This window comes from Janibacter limosus (genome assembly GCF_004295485.1).
Lineage (GTDB): Bacteria > Actinomycetota > Actinomycetes > Actinomycetales > Dermatophilaceae > Janibacter > Janibacter limosus_A.
In genome coordinates this window covers 2777392-2790564 of the sequence record NZ_CP036164.1, presented here as the reverse complement: position 1 = coordinate 2790564, position 13173 = coordinate 2777392, and the positions used below count along the sequence as shown (strand labels likewise).

The window sequence follows — 13173 nt, the reverse complement described above, 5'->3', positions numbered from 1 at the left end:
CACTGGGGTTGCAGCCCTGCTCGCGTGGTTGGGGCGCTCAGGCGGTCATGGTCGGCAGGGCCAGCAGCTCGGGCATGTCCTCGGCGAAGTGACAGGCGACCTTGTGCTGGTCCGCGACCGTCAGCAGCGGCGGCTCCTCTGTGGCGCAGATGTCCTGGGCGTGCCGGCACCGCGTTCGGAAGCGACACCCGCTCGGTGGGTCCAAGGGCGACGGGGCCTCGCCGTATAGCTCCAAGGGCAGGACAGGGAGTGTCGGATCAGGTTCGGGGACCGCCTCGAGCAAGGCGGACGTGTAGGGGTGGTGCGGCCGGGCGAACAAGGCGTCGACCGTCGTCTCTTCTACCACCTTGCCCAGGTACATGACGGCGACGCGGTCGCAGACGTTGCGCACCACCGCAAGGTCGTGCGAGATGAACACCATGGTGAGGCCGCGGCGCTCCTTGAGGTCGTGCAGCAGGTTGAGGACCTGGGCCTGCACCGAGACGTCGAGCGCGGAGACCGCCTCGTCGCAGACGAGCAGCTCGGGCTCGAGCGCCAGTGCGCGCGCGATGGCGATGCGCTGGCACTGCCCGCCGGAGAACTCGCTCGGGTAGCGGTCCTTGACCTCGTCGGGCTCGAGCCCGACCTCCGACAAGAGGGCGTCCAGCCACTCCTCGGTCACGGGACGACCCCATACCGTCATGCCCTCGGCGACGATGTCGCGGACCTTCCGGTGCGGGTTCAGCGAGGAGACCGGGTCCTGGAAGATCATCTGGAGGTGTGGCCGCAGACGCCGTAGTTCCTTGGGCCGTAGTCCGGCCAACGAGGTCCCATCGAACTCGATCATCCCGGACGTTGGTGTCCGCAGCATCACCATGGCCCGAGCGGTGGTCGACTTGCCACATCCCGATTCCCCGACGATCCCCAGGGTCTCGCCACGATGCACCTCGAGACTGACGCCCGAGACCGCGTGGACCGTCCGCCCTCCTGCGGCGGGGAACTCGACGACCAGGTCCTGGACGCTGAGCAGGCCCTGTCGGGCATCTTCTGCGGTGCTGGTCACGATGACACCTCTTCCTCGGGCACGGACAGCCCGGCTGCGGTCGTCCCGGCGGCACGGTTGCTGGCGAGCGCGGCCTCGCCATGTGCCGTACCTCGGGGGAAGAAGCAGGCGTAGGCGTGATCCGGCGAGCTGTCGTCCGTTGTGAGATCGGGCTCGATCCGGAGGCACTTGGGCTGTGCCGATGCGCAGCGATCGGCGAACCTGCAACCCTGGGTGGGGCCGGCCGAGCGGACCTGGCGGCCGGGGATGGCCACCAGGCGGGTGTGCGGAGCGTCGGCGAGCCGAGGCATCGAACGCATCAGCCCGACCGTGTAGGGGTGACGCGGGGTGCGGAAGAGGTCCGCGGTCGGAGCCGTCTCGACCACCCGCCCCGAGTACATGACCGCAACCCGGTCGGTACGGGAGGCGGCGACCCCGAGGTTGTGCGTGATGAGCAGCATCGACATGCCACCCCGGCCCATGTCGGTGAGGACATCGAGGATCTGTCGTTGGATGGTCACGTCGAGGGCGGTGGTCGGCTCGTCCGCGATGAGCAGTCTCGGGCCGCAGATGAGAGCAGCAGCGATGCAGATGCGCTGCCGCATGCCCCCGGACATCTCGAAGGGGTAGGCGCGCAGGCGCGCCTCGGCATCAGGGATGCCCACGCGCCGCATCATCTCGAGCGTGGCCTCTCGGACCGCCTGGCGATCGTTCGAGCCGTGGAAGCGCAGGCCCTCGCTGATCTGCCGACCGACGCGGACGACGGGGTTCAGCGCCGTCATCGGGTCCTGGAAGACCATCGAGACGTCGGCGCCCAAGAGCGTGCGACGTTGGTTCGGGTCCAGCCCGAGGAGCTCGGTCCCCGCGAAGTCGATCTGCCCGGTCGTGCGGGCGGTCCTCGGGAGCAGCCCCATCACTGCCCGGGCAGCGACGGACTTGCCGGAACCCGACTCGCCGACGATGCCCAGCCTCTCGCCCGTCCTGATCTGCAGACTGATCCCGTCGACGGCCCGGAGGGGGCCGTGCCCGGTGTCGAACTCGACCGAGAGGTCCTTGACGTCGAGGAGGAGGTCGCGCGGTGGGTCGCCGGACCCGGAGAGCGGCTCGGGGCGTTCGGTGTCGACGATCTGGCTCACAGGGCTGCCGCCTTCTTGTCGGTGAGGCGACGGGCGTGGTCGCCGATCACGTTGATGGACAGCACGGTCAGGAAGAGCGCAATGGCTGGGACGAAGGTCAGCCACGGGCTGGAGGACAGTATCGGCCGTCCGCTCGCGATCATGCCGCCCCAGCTGGGACGTGGCGCGGGGATCCCCAGACCGAGGAAGCTCAGCGACCCCTCGGCCACGATGAGCCCAGCCAGGACGAGCACCCCGTAGGAGAGGACGGGCAGCACGACGTTGGGGAGCACTTCGCGCAGCAGGACCCGCCGCGGGCTGCTGCCCAGGAGCCGGGCTGCATCGACGAACTCCCGCTTGGACAGTGACAGGGTGTTGGCACGCACCAGACGAGCGAAGCCGGGGACGCTGAGCAGGCTCAGGGCCAGGGTCAGGGTCAAGAAGCTCTGGCTCTGGATCGCTGTGATGGCCAGGAGCAGCACGAGCGGTGGGAAGGCCAACATGCTGTCGAGCAGGAGGCCGATGACCCTGTCCGGCCAGCCGCGAAGGTACCCCGCGAGGACCCCGAGCAGGCCACCGACGAGTGCGGCCGCCGTGACGGCGACCAACCCCACCGCCAAGGAGACCCGGGCTCCGAAGATGACACGGGAGAGCACGCTCCGGCCGAGCTGGTCGGTGCCCAGGAACTCGGGCCAGGTGAGGCCGGGTGGGGTCCGGGGGGTGCCGATCCGCTGCTCGTACGACGCGAGCGGGAGTAGGTCGGCCAGCAGTGCGGCGCCGATCATCACGGTGATCCAGGCGAGGGCGACCCACAGGAGGGCCGATGACAGGATGCCCCTCCTCCTGCGCCGACGGGCGCTCGTTCCGTCAGCCGGTGGCGCGATCGGCTCCGGGAGCGCCTCGGTGGATGTGCTCATCGGGCGGCCGCCTCTCGGACGCGCGGGTCCAACAACCCATAACCCACATCCACCAGTCGGTTGATGAGCACGTAGGCCACGGCCATGAAGAGCACGACCCCCTGGACGACGAGCAGATCTCGGCTCAGGACCGAGTTGACGAGCAGCTGACCCAGACCCGGCAGGGCGAAGAGGACCTCGATGACCACGGCCCCGCTCAGCAGCCTTCCCACGGAGAGCCCAAAGAGCGTGAGCACCGAGAACGACGAAGGCCGCAGGGCATGCCGCAGCAAGATGTACCCGGTCGGCAGACCGCGGGCCCTGGCGTTGAGGATGTAGTCCTCACGAAGGACCGTGATCATGTCCGATCGCAGCACGCGGTAGAACATGGCAGCCTCGGTCAGGGCCAATGTGATCGCCGGGAGGACCACCCGCTGAAGGTTGTCCCCCAGCCCCTCGGAGAGTGGTGCCCACCCGGTCGGCGGGACGAGGTCTGCCTTGATGGCGAAGATGAAGATCAAGAAGACACCGGTGAGGAACGGCGGCGAGGCGATGAACCCCGAGGTCAGCGTGTTCATCACCCGGTCCACCACACCCTCAGGTCGGTAGGCAGCCAGGATGGCGACGGGGATCGCGATCAGGGCGGCCAGCATGATGGCCAGGAGGGTCAGCTCGGCGGTGACGGGAAGTCGGTCCAGCACGACGGAGGTCACCGACTCGCCGGTTGCCAGCGAGTTGCCGAGATCGCCTTGGGCGGCATGCGAGGCCCAGGCGACGTACCTCACCGCCAACGGGTCATCGAGCCGTAGCTCCTGGTGCAACGCAGCGACCTGCTCGGGAGTCGCTGTCTCGCCCAGCAGTGCGACCGCGGGGTCCCCGGGGACGAGGTCCAGCAGCAACGAGGTTGCGAAGCTGACGATGACGATGACCAGGAGCAGCCGCAGCACTGCCCGGCCTGCTGTGTGTGCGAAGCGCATGGCACGCCCTCGGTGGGCTCAGTTCCCCACGCTCGCCCGGTCAAGGGCCGGGATGCCGTCCGAGAACCACTGGGGCACGATGACCCCTTCGTTGAGGACATCCATCCCGTTGACACGAGCGGTGATCATCTCGGCGTGGTCCTTGATGAGCTGCTCCTGGACCTTCGCGTACCCCTTGCGCTGCTCGTCAAGGTCTGCGCTGGCTTCGATCTCGGCCAGGGCCTTGTCGACGACTTCGGACGAGTACTTGCCGAAGTTCCGGCTCCCGCCGGTACGGAACTCATCGTGGAACTGGGGCGCGGGTGTGACGACCTGAATGCCCAGGGTCGAGGCGACGAAGTTGCCGGAGAACGCGTTGCCCACCTGGGTGGGGCCGGCTAGCTGCTCGACCTTGACCTTGACCCCCTTGAGCTGCTGGAAGGTCTGCTGGAGGTACTCGGCCGGACCCGGCTGTTGGGTCTGGATCGAGAAGGAGACGGAGCCCTTGTCCTTGGTGTACTCGTCGATGAGCTGCTGGGCCTTCGCCAGATCCGGCTCGGGGAACTTCACCTCGGGGGTGAAGTAGGGCGAGCCCTCGGCGAAGTAGTTGGTGGGCGTCGTGGCGTTGCCACCGAAGACCGTCTCGTTGTAGTCCTTGTGATCGAAGGTGAGCCACAGGGCCTCGCGAACCCGCGCGTCGTCGAAGGGAGCCTTCTGGAAGTTCATGATGAAGGTCGTCCCGCCGCTGACGTCGACGACGTGCACGGTGGCGCCGTTGGTCTTGAGGTCGGCTGCGGTCTGGGGGTTGGTGATGCGAGCGATCATGTCGGAGCCCGAGGTCACCGTGTCGGCCCGCTGCTGCTCGTCCGGCACGCTGCGGATGGTGAGGTGTTCGAGCTTGGGGGCGCCGGCGTAGTAGTCAGGGTTCGGCTTGTACTCGACGGCATCATTGCGCCGCCAGCTCTCGAAGATGAACGGGCCGGCGCCGACCGGGGAGCCGGCGAACTCCTTGCCCTTGTCCTTGAGCGCCTTGGGTGAGCCGATGAAGGTCAGGCCGCCCGCTACCAGGGACGGCCACTGGGCCAGGGGCTCCTTGAGGGTGATCTCGAGCGTGGTCGCGTCGCTAGCCTTCATCGACTTGATGCGTCCGGCGATGGAGGCTTGGACCGATCCCAGCTTGGGGTCGGTGTGGCGCTCCCAGTTGTACTTGACGGCTTCGGCGTCGAAGGGGGTGCCGTCGGTGAACTTGACGCCGTCCTTGAGCTTGAGGGTCCAGCTGGCCAGGTCGGTGGTCGACTCGAGCGAGTCGGCGATGCCCGGGACGACCTCACCCTTCTCGGAGTCCACGCCGAGCAGCATCCCGAAGACCGCGTAGCCACGGCCACCGTGGCCGCTGCCCGCCGTGATCTGCAGATTGGCCGGGTCCAGGCCGACCGGCTCCGGGCCGGTGACGTAGGTGAGCGTCCCGCCGGTCGCGCCGCCGTCCTTGGCGGCACCCGTGCTGCCCGTCGGGTCGTCGCCGCCGCAGGCGCCCAGGGCCAGGGGAGTGCTGAGCGCAATCGCAGCAAGGATCGAGCGTCGGGTCAGGTCAGTCACGTGGTACCTCTCGTCGGCCCGCTGTCGATTCGGCAGCGTGTGTAGGTTGCAGGCAACTATTGCAAATAGTGCACTAACTGTCTAGTGCGTATCAGCGAGGAATGACGAAGGGCCGCAACCCTCTCGGGTCGCGGCCCCTGGCCGTGCGGGTGAGCCGCACACGGGTTGATCAGCCGGTCCTTCCTGACGAGGTCAGCGGGGCCGGGCGTACGAGCGCATGTGGTCGGCGAACTCCTGCGGTGTCTGACCCAGCTGCTCGGCCATGTCGGCGGAGTCGTAGTACTCGCGCCAGCTGGTGACCAGGCCGCGGTCGTCGAACTCGAAGACCCCGCAGACCCGGACGACGACTTCGCGACCGTCACGACGCAGCGTCACCCGGTCGACACGCTCGGTGAAGACGAATCGGTCGTCGGACGCGAGCGCGATGATGTCGCAGCGACACTCCGTGTAGAAGTCGTACTGTCGCTCCAGCTCGGTGCGGATCGCGGCGCGGCCCCGTACGGGTGCGCGAAGGGGGAGGAGTGGCACGTAGCGCGCGTCCTCTGCCAGCAGCCCCTCGGTGAGCACGGCGAAGTCGGGGTCGGACACGTGCAGCGCGTCGAGGAAGCCTCGCACCATCTGCTCGTGGTGATCAGTCATGGGTTCCCTTCCGGGGCGAAGGGCACCACACGGCGGTCGCTCATCCGCCCAGCGCGCCGAGGTCAGCGGGACGCGAGTCGTAGCCGGGCATGTGCAACCCGCCGTCGGCGTGGATCAGCTCGCCGGTCACGAAGCGCGACATCTCGGAGGCGAGGAAGACGACGACCGGGGCGATGTCGAGCTCGGGGTCACCATTGCGGCCCAGGGGCTTGCGTGCTGCGGAGGCCTCGGCGAAGCCGGGGTGCTCGGCGGCCAAGGCATTGAAGTGGGTACCCATGGCGGTCGGGGCGATCGAGTTGACCCGGATCCCGAAGCGGCCCCACTCGTGGGCCGAGCTGCGGGTCAGCCCGAGGAGGGCCGACTTGGTCACGACGTAGTCGGAGTTGAGCCAGGCGGCGGTCTCCACGTCGATCGAGTAGAAGTTGACGACCGCGCCGCCACCGCGCTCGGCCATGATCGGCCGAGCTGCCTGCATGCCCCACCATGCAGCCCACAGGCCGGCGTGCAGGGTGCCGTCGAGCATGTCATCGGTCTTGTGCTCGAGGAGCACCCGTGGCGAGAGGGTGAAGGCGTTGTTGACCAGGATGTCCAGACCGCCGAAAGTGTCGACGGCAGCTTGGACGGCGGCCAGGACCTGCTCCTTCTCCCGCACGTCGGTGCGGACGACGTGGAGGGAGTCGTTGCCCGCGTAGTCGTCGCGGAGCGTGCTGCAGCGCTCCTCGTCGTACTCCGCCACGACGACCTTCGCGCCCTCGGCGAGGAAGCGCGTGACGATGCCACGACCGATGCCTGCGCCGCCCCCGGTGATGAGGGCGATCTTGTCTGCGAGCAGCCCGGTGCCGGTCATTTCGCCGTCAGCCCGACGCGACCATCCATTTTGCCCATGAAACATCCTTTTCAAAGAGGCTCGTACCCGCGACGTTGCGGACCCCCTGCAATGTACATACAAGACAATTCATGTTCAATAGGTGTAGTCCGTTGTGCGGTTCCACCACCGGGCCGCTGGACCCTGAGGCCCTGCCGTGCACAAAGGAGTGTCAATGGACATCGAGCCGCAGAAGATGCTGATCGACGGCGATCTGGTCGCCGCCGCGAGCGGACGCGAGTACGACAACATCAATCCCGCCACCGAAGAGGTCCTGGGTCAGGCGCCGGACGCAGGCGCCGACGACGTCGAGCGCGCGATCGCCGCGGCCCGCCGTGCCTTCGACGAAGGGAGGTGGGCGGGCGACCCCGAGTTCCGCGCCCGCTCCCTGACGCAGCTGCAGGAAAAGCTGCGGGAGAAGGCCGACGTCATCCGAGAGGCTCACACGGCAGAGGTCGGCATGCCGGTCGGGCTCGCCCATGCCGTCGGCGTGGACCCGCCCATCGAGTGGCTCGGCTACTGGCCTGAGCTGATGAAGTCCTATGAGTGGGAGTACGAACGACCCCCGGTGGAGTTCATGGGCGCCCTGTCCAAGCGCGTCGTCCGGCGGGAGCCGGGCGGCGTCGTCGCGGGGATCACCCCGTGGAACTACCCCTTTCAGCTCAACCTCGCCAAGCTCGGCGCCGCGCTTGCGGCAGGCTGCACCGTGGTTCTCAAGGGTGCGCCCGACACGCCGTGGAGCGCGACCCTGCTCGCGCAGGCCGTCGCCGAGACCGACATCCCGGCCGGGGTCGTCAACATCATCACGACCCAGGACAACTCGGTGGCCGAGATCTTGACGACGCACCGCGAGGTCGACCACGTCACCTTCACCGGCTCGACGCAGACGGGCCGGCTCATCATGCGCAACGGGGCCGAGACGATCAAGAAGGTCTCCCTCGAGCTCGGTGGCAAGAGCGCGGCGATCGTCCTCGACGACGCCGACCTCGCGAGCGTCATCCCCGCGGCGGCCGGCATCGCGTGCATGCACTCGGGCCAGGGCTGTGCCCTGATGACCCGGCTCCTGGTGCCCAGGTCGCTGATGGGGGCGGCGTCCGAGATCGTCAAGGCCGTGTACTCGCAGTTCCCGTACGGCGACCCCAACGACCCGGCCAACATGATGGGCCCGCTCATCAACCAGCGTCAGCTCGACCGGGTGCTCGGGTACATGGCGAAAGGGAAGGCCGAGGCCGACCTGCTCATCGGTGGTGGGCGCGCGGAGCAGTTCGACAAGGGCTACTACGTCCAGCCGACCGCCTTCGCCGATGTCAGCAATGACAGCACGATCGCGCGCGAGGAGATCTTCGGCCCGGTGCTCTCGCTCATCGGGTACGACGACGACGACGATGCGGTCCGGATCGCCAACGCGTCGCCCTACGGACTCTCCGGCTCGGTCTTCAGCGCCGACCTCGAGCGCGGCATCGCTGTTGCCAAGCGCATCCGGACCGGCTCGATCGGGGTCAACGGTGGCAATTTCACCGCCCCCGACACGCCCTACGGCGGCTACAAGCAGAGCGGCATCGGCCGCGAGTACGGAGTCGAGGGCCTGGAGGACTTCCTCGAGACCAAGGCGATGGGTCTCCCCGTCTGACGGTGGGGGAGTCGTCAGAGGGGGTCAGTCGGCGGCGGCTGACCCCCTCGTCGTGCCGCCCTGGGTGGCCGTCGGGTCGACCGCTGACCAGAGCCGCATGAAGATCGCCTCGACCTCGGCCGCCGTCGATGTCGGGATGAGGAAGGAAGAGGTGACGAGCCGGTAGAGCAGCTCGGCGACGTCCTCCGCCGACAGGGCCCCGCGGCGTCGGCTCTTGGGAAGGGCCGGGCGGAGGTAGCCGGCGATGCTGGCGATGACCCCGTCGGCCTCCCTGTGGAGGAAGTCGAGTGAGGCCTTGGGCTCGTACTCGAAGAGGACCTTCATGTGGGGGAAGAGGCTCGGGAAGTCGAGCATGGTGTGCAGCATCACCTCGACCCGGTCAGCGGGATCGGGCCGCGCGGCGATCGCCGCGTCGAACAGGGCGCGGTTGACCTCGAGGATCTTGGCGTTGACGGCCTGCAGCACCTCTTCGCGGTTGGCGAAGTAGCGGTAGAGGGTCCCGCGCGAGACACCGGACTCGCGACAGATGTCCGTCATCGACAGCCCACTGCCATGACGCGCGAGTGCGCGCATGGCGCCGTCCAGGATGGTCTCGGTCGTGTCGGACGAGGAGGGGCTGCTCATGAGTGGCAGCCTAGGAGAGTCAGCTGGCCAGAGTGCGGCGGACCGTAGGCGCGTCGCTGATGATGCCGGCCATCGTGTCCTGGAGGAGGGCCGATCGGCTCGTGTCGGATGCCGGGGCGAGCAGGCAGACGGACACGGCGCTGTGCACCATCAGCTCGACGAGACCACGCTCGGTGACGCTCCCGTCGCGCACCGCTGACGCCTTCTCCAGGGCAGGGTGCAGGCAGTCGAGGAAGAAGTCGACGGTGCTGTCGAGGTGGTGACCGAGCCGCTCCAGCACCATGCCGGGCTCGGTCTGGACCAGCAGCTCGAGCGCCGGGAAGTCCGACCAGTGGGCCGACATCGCCGTGAAGACGACCTCGACGCGGTGCTCGAGTGCCGCGTCGGCCGCGATCGCCTCCGTCACGTGCTCGCGCATGCTCGAGTCGAGGCGGGTCTCGATGGCGTCGAGCACCTCTTCGCGGCTGGCGAAGTAGCGATAGAGCGTGCCTCGGGAGACTCCCGACTCGGCACAGACATCGGTCATCGAGAACTTGTGCTGGCCGCGACGTGCGAGCGAGGTCAGCGCACCGTCGACGATGCGTGCCCAGGTCTGGGTGCCGGTGTTAACTGTCACGGACAGGACAGTATCACCAATATGTGTCACATACATGACCACAGGAAGGACGACCTCCCCACCCGCAACCGTCTACCGCTCCCCTGGGGCGTCGCCCCAGGTGTTGGCCAGGCTGCCGAGCCCCTCGATCCGCAGCTCGACCCGCGAGCCGCGAGGGGGGTACTTGCCGAGCTCCAGCCCGCACCCGCCGCCGACGGTGCCGGTGCCGATGATGTCGCCCACGCGCAGGGTCTCGCGCTGACTGATGTGGGCGACGATCTCCTCGACGGGGAAGTGGATGGTCGTCGTCGACCCGCTGCTCCACTCCTCGTCATCGACGAAGGCCTGCATCGTGTGGTGCACGTGCGGGTCCCACTCGTCGGGTGTGACGAGTGCCGGGCCGAAGAGGTTGGATCCGTCGAAGTCCTTCGACTTGGCCGGCCCGAGCCCCACAGACATCTCACGGAACTGCACGTCCCGGACGGAGACGTCGTTGAAGATCAGGTAGCCCGCGATGTGGTCGAGCGCCTGCTCGGGACTGAGGTCGCGGCCCGACCGGCCGATGACCGCGGCGTACTCGAGCTCGTAGTCACACTTCTCCGAGTCGTCGGGGACCGGCACGACCGTGTCCGGTCCGAGGACGGCGAAGGGGTTGCCCTTGTAGTAGGTGGGGAAGTCGTACCAGCGCTTGGGGACGCTGCCGCGGGAGGCCGCGGCAACGTGCTGCTCGTAGGCGGAGCAGTCGCGGATGCTGGCGGGCCTGGGGATGGGGGCGAACAGCCGGACGGAGTCCAGCGCGTGGACGAGGGTGCCGCCCTGCTCGTCGGTCCTGCCGACCTCGATCGGCAGGTCGTCGAGCACTCGGTGGAGCGCGTCCTGCCCCACCTCGAGGTTGGCCAGGAGCGCGATCAGGTCAGCGGGGACGAGCGCGTCCGCGATGGCTGTACCGCGTCGTCTCCCCACGCGATCGGCGTAGTACTGCCGAGCTGCCAGGTTGATGTCGATGACGCTGCCCGACGCGCCGAGGACACCGACCCGCTCGATGGGGCCGACCGGGCTGGGGACCTCGAAGGTCACGTATCGCATGGGTTGTCCTCTCGTCACGACGGTTCGCGCCCCACCATAGTCAGAATGGACAGTCTTGACGAGAAGTGTCTCGTGTGCATAAATGGGACCAGCCCATCCCGGCCCCTAGGAGGACCCGAACATGCTCATCGATCTGCACGCGCACCAGCTCACCAAGGACCTGTTCAACCAGCACGACCATTGGGGCCCGTTCTGGGACAACGGCTTGCGGATCGGTGACTGGAAGCTTGGCACCAAGCGTCAGACTGCCGCGACGCTCGACGAGATGCTCGAGCGCTGGCAGCCGGAGTCCCGCCTGGCCGCGATCGACGCCGCCGGCATCGACAAGATGATCCTCTCGATGCCCCTGCACATGGTCGGGTACCACTACGAGACCGACTTCGCCGTCCGCTACGCCGAGACCGCCAACAACTCGATGGCCGAGTTCTGCTCGCACAACCCTGACCGCTTCTACTTCTGGGCGCACGCGGCGCTCCAGGACCCGGTGGCGGCAGCGAAGGAGCTCGAGCGCTCGGTGACCGAGCTCGGTGCCCAGGGCCTGATGATGGGCGGTCGCAACTTCGGTGGCCGCGAGGTCAACGACCCGGCGTTCCGCCCGCTGTGGGAGAAGGTGTCCGAGCTCGACTGCATGATCTTCGTGCACGGCTACAACCAGTCGGTGACGTGGGGCAAGAACGCCTGCGATGACCCCTTCGACACCACCTCGATCGTCGGCATGAACAGCGACGAGACGCTCTTCTACTGGAACCTGACCAACGGCGGGGTGCTCGACGACTTCCCCGACCTCAAGGTCCTCATCACCCACGGTGGTGGCTTCGTGCCGTTCCAGCTGGGCCGATTCAACCTCACCAACAAGACGATGGCCCCGGACAGCAAGAACAAGAAGGACCTCATCGAGTACAACTCGAACTTCTTCTACGACCTGGACATCCACAGCCCGCACATGCGCCGCGCGATCATCGAGGAGGTCGGCGTCGAGCAGGTTCTCTACGGCGACAACTTCTCCGGAGCCGACGTGCACGAGGGTGACCTCACGGACGGCCTCGGTCTCTCCGAGGCAGACCGCGAGAAGATCCGGTACCGCACGGCGCTGCCCATGCTCAAGCTACCTGAGTCAGGTATGAACCCGGACGACCTCAGGAAGCCGATCGAGCTCAGCACGACGGTCGACCCCGTCGTCGCCGCCGGCTGAGCGCCCCCCCGACTGCGCAACCACGAAGGACTCGTCCATGGACATCATCGCTCTCGCATACATCGGCCTGGAGTCGACCAACCTCGACGAGTGGTCCCGCTACGCCCCCGAGGTGCTGGGGATGCAAGTGAGGCCCCACGATGGCGACGCGCTCCTCCTGCGGATGGACGAGCGGCACCACCGCATCGCCATCCGGCCGGGTGAGGCCGAGCGTCTCAGCTATGTCGGCTGGGAGCTGCGCGACCGTCCGGCCTTCGAGGACGCCCTGCGCATCCTCGATGCCGAGGGCCTGTCGTACACGGTCGGGGACGAGGAGCTGTGCGCCGAGCGGGGTGTGCACGCCGTGGCGTACCTCGACGGACCGGACCGGATCCGGCACGAGCTCTTCTACGGGCAGGCCTTCGCCTCGCACTCCTTCGTCCCGGGACGGGCCCACTCGGGCTTCGTCGCGGGCGAAGGGGGCTTTGGCCACGTGGTCCTCACCGTTCCCGAGTGGAGCGACGAGCTGAACCACTTCGTCGAGGACGTCCTCGGCTTCCGCTGGTTCGGGTCGGGTGGTGACGTCGGCAAGCGCCGGTTCTACCGGCCCAAGCGCAACTTCCGCACCCACGCGATCGGGTACTCGATCGTGCCCGGCGTCGCCGGCCTGCAGCACGTCGGCATCGAGGTCGAGAACCTCGACGACGTCGGAGTCGCCTACGACCTCGTGCAAGAGCGCGGGTACCCGCTCATGGCGACCCTCGGTCGGCACACCCAGGACCCCGTGATCTCCTTCTACTCCTTCACCCCCTCCGGGTTCCCGCTGGAGTACATCCAGGGCGGCATCGAGGACAGCGAGGCGCACCCCTTCGTCGAGGGCAAGCCCGAGCGCCTCTCGGTGTGGGGCCACAAGTTCAACCCCGACGCGCCCAAGCCCGCGACCATGTACGCCCTCGAGTCGCAGGATGCTCCTACCTGA

Annotated in this window: 13 protein-coding genes; 3 read left to right on the top strand and 10 right to left on the bottom strand. The window is 67.7% G+C overall.

Features of this window, described 5'->3' with window-relative positions; all coding sequences use genetic code 11:
- Nucleotides 1–37: 37 nt before the first annotated feature.
- The 7 genes from EXU32_RS13315 to EXU32_RS13285 all read right to left on the bottom strand — a co-directional run bounded on the left by EXU32_RS13315 (nucleotide 38) and on the right by EXU32_RS13285 (nucleotide 7070).
- Entirely contained in the window at nucleotides 38–1042 is a 1005-nt protein-coding gene (locus tag EXU32_RS13315) for an ABC transporter ATP-binding protein (protein ID WP_165399675.1), read from the bottom strand.
- The gene (locus EXU32_RS13310; protein WP_207233801.1) at nucleotides 1039–2157 is read right to left on the bottom strand and encodes an ABC transporter ATP-binding protein; all 1119 of its coding nucleotides are present in this window, start codon (nucleotides 2155–2157) and stop codon (nucleotides 1039–1041) included. The genes EXU32_RS13315 and EXU32_RS13310 overlap by 4 nt, the downstream gene beginning before the upstream one ends.
- Nucleotides 2154–3053, bottom strand: a complete 900-nt coding sequence (locus tag EXU32_RS13305; RefSeq protein ID WP_130630335.1) for an ABC transporter permease — start codon at nucleotides 3051–3053, stop codon at nucleotides 2154–2156. Before EXU32_RS13305 ends, EXU32_RS13310 begins: the two co-directional genes overlap by 4 nt.
- Complete coding sequence (locus EXU32_RS13300; protein ID WP_130630334.1) at nucleotides 3050–4009, bottom strand: ABC transporter permease; 960 nt, start codon at nucleotides 4007–4009, stop codon at nucleotides 3050–3052. The genes EXU32_RS13305 and EXU32_RS13300 overlap by 4 nt, the downstream gene beginning before the upstream one ends.
- 18 nt (nucleotides 4010–4027) lie before the next feature.
- Nucleotides 4028–5584: an ABC transporter substrate-binding protein gene (locus tag EXU32_RS13295; RefSeq protein WP_130630333.1), complete on the bottom strand. Its 1557-nt coding sequence runs from the start codon at nucleotides 5582–5584 to the stop codon at nucleotides 4028–4030.
- A gap of 192 nt (nucleotides 5585–5776) precedes the next feature.
- On the bottom strand, nucleotides 5777–6223 hold the full coding sequence (locus EXU32_RS13290) for a limonene-1,2-epoxide hydrolase family protein (RefSeq protein WP_130630332.1): 447 nt from the start codon (nucleotides 6221–6223) through the stop codon (nucleotides 5777–5779).
- 40 nt (nucleotides 6224–6263) lie between these two features.
- Complete coding sequence (locus tag EXU32_RS13285) at nucleotides 6264–7070, bottom strand: SDR family NAD(P)-dependent oxidoreductase (protein WP_130630331.1); 807 nt, start codon at nucleotides 7068–7070, stop codon at nucleotides 6264–6266.
- Between the two features lie 193 nt (nucleotides 7071–7263).
- On the opposite strand from EXU32_RS13285, the gene EXU32_RS13280 reads away from it, so the two are divergent.
- Nucleotides 7264–8718, top strand: a complete 1455-nt coding sequence (locus EXU32_RS13280; RefSeq protein ID WP_207233800.1) for an aldehyde dehydrogenase family protein — start codon at nucleotides 7264–7266, stop codon at nucleotides 8716–8718.
- Between the two features lie 24 nt (nucleotides 8719–8742).
- Here EXU32_RS13280 and EXU32_RS13275 read toward each other — a convergent pair whose 3' ends face one another.
- The 3 genes from EXU32_RS13275 to EXU32_RS13265 form a co-directional block, all read right to left on the bottom strand.
- Complete coding sequence (locus tag EXU32_RS13275; RefSeq protein WP_130630330.1) at nucleotides 8743–9342, bottom strand: TetR/AcrR family transcriptional regulator; 600 nt, start codon at nucleotides 9340–9342, stop codon at nucleotides 8743–8745.
- A gap of 19 nt (nucleotides 9343–9361) precedes the next feature.
- A complete protein-coding gene (locus EXU32_RS13270) occupies nucleotides 9362–9958 on the bottom strand; it encodes a TetR/AcrR family transcriptional regulator (RefSeq protein WP_165399674.1) in 597 nt (198 codons plus the stop codon).
- A gap of 72 nt (nucleotides 9959–10030) precedes the next feature.
- The gene (locus EXU32_RS13265; protein ID WP_130630328.1) at nucleotides 10031–11023 is read right to left on the bottom strand and encodes a fumarylacetoacetate hydrolase family protein; all 993 of its coding nucleotides are present in this window, start codon (nucleotides 11021–11023) and stop codon (nucleotides 10031–10033) included.
- A 121-nt stretch (nucleotides 11024–11144) separates the two neighbouring features.
- Here EXU32_RS13265 and EXU32_RS13260 point away from each other — a divergent pair, with 121 nt between their 5' ends.
- Both EXU32_RS13260 and EXU32_RS13255 read left to right on the top strand, forming a co-directional pair.
- Nucleotides 11145–12215: an amidohydrolase family protein gene (locus EXU32_RS13260; RefSeq protein ID WP_130630327.1), complete on the top strand. Its 1071-nt coding sequence runs from the start codon at nucleotides 11145–11147 to the stop codon at nucleotides 12213–12215.
- Nucleotides 12216–12252: 37 nt separating this feature from the next.
- Nucleotides 12253–13173, top strand: coding sequence for a VOC family protein (locus EXU32_RS13255; protein ID WP_130630326.1), 921 nt, complete (start codon nucleotides 12253–12255; stop codon nucleotides 13171–13173).

Coding starts and splice junctions, on each gene's coding strand:
- EXU32_RS13305 (WP_130630335.1), bottom strand. CDS start 3,053: ATGAGCACATCCACCGAGGCGCTCCCGGAGCCGATCGCGCCACCGGCT.
- EXU32_RS13300 (WP_130630334.1), bottom strand. CDS start 4,009: ATGCGCTTCGCACACACAGCAGGCCGGGCAGTGCTGCGGCTGCTCCTG.
- EXU32_RS13290 (WP_130630332.1), bottom strand. CDS start 6,223: ATGACTGATCACCACGAGCAGATGGTGCGAGGCTTCCTCGACGCGCTG.
- EXU32_RS13285 (WP_130630331.1), bottom strand. CDS start 7,070: ATGACCGGCACCGGGCTGCTCGCAGACAAGATCGCCCTCATCACCGGG.
- EXU32_RS13280 (WP_207233800.1), top strand. CDS start 7,264: ATGGACATCGAGCCGCAGAAGATGCTGATCGACGGCGATCTGGTCGCC.
- EXU32_RS13275 (WP_130630330.1), bottom strand. CDS start 9,342: ATGAGCAGCCCCTCCTCGTCCGACACGACCGAGACCATCCTGGACGGC.
- EXU32_RS13265 (WP_130630328.1), bottom strand. CDS start 11,023: ATGCGATACGTGACCTTCGAGGTCCCCAGCCCGGTCGGCCCCATCGAG.
- EXU32_RS13260 (WP_130630327.1), top strand. CDS start 11,145: ATGCTCATCGATCTGCACGCGCACCAGCTCACCAAGGACCTGTTCAAC.
- EXU32_RS13255 (WP_130630326.1), top strand. CDS start 12,253: ATGGACATCATCGCTCTCGCATACATCGGCCTGGAGTCGACCAACCTC.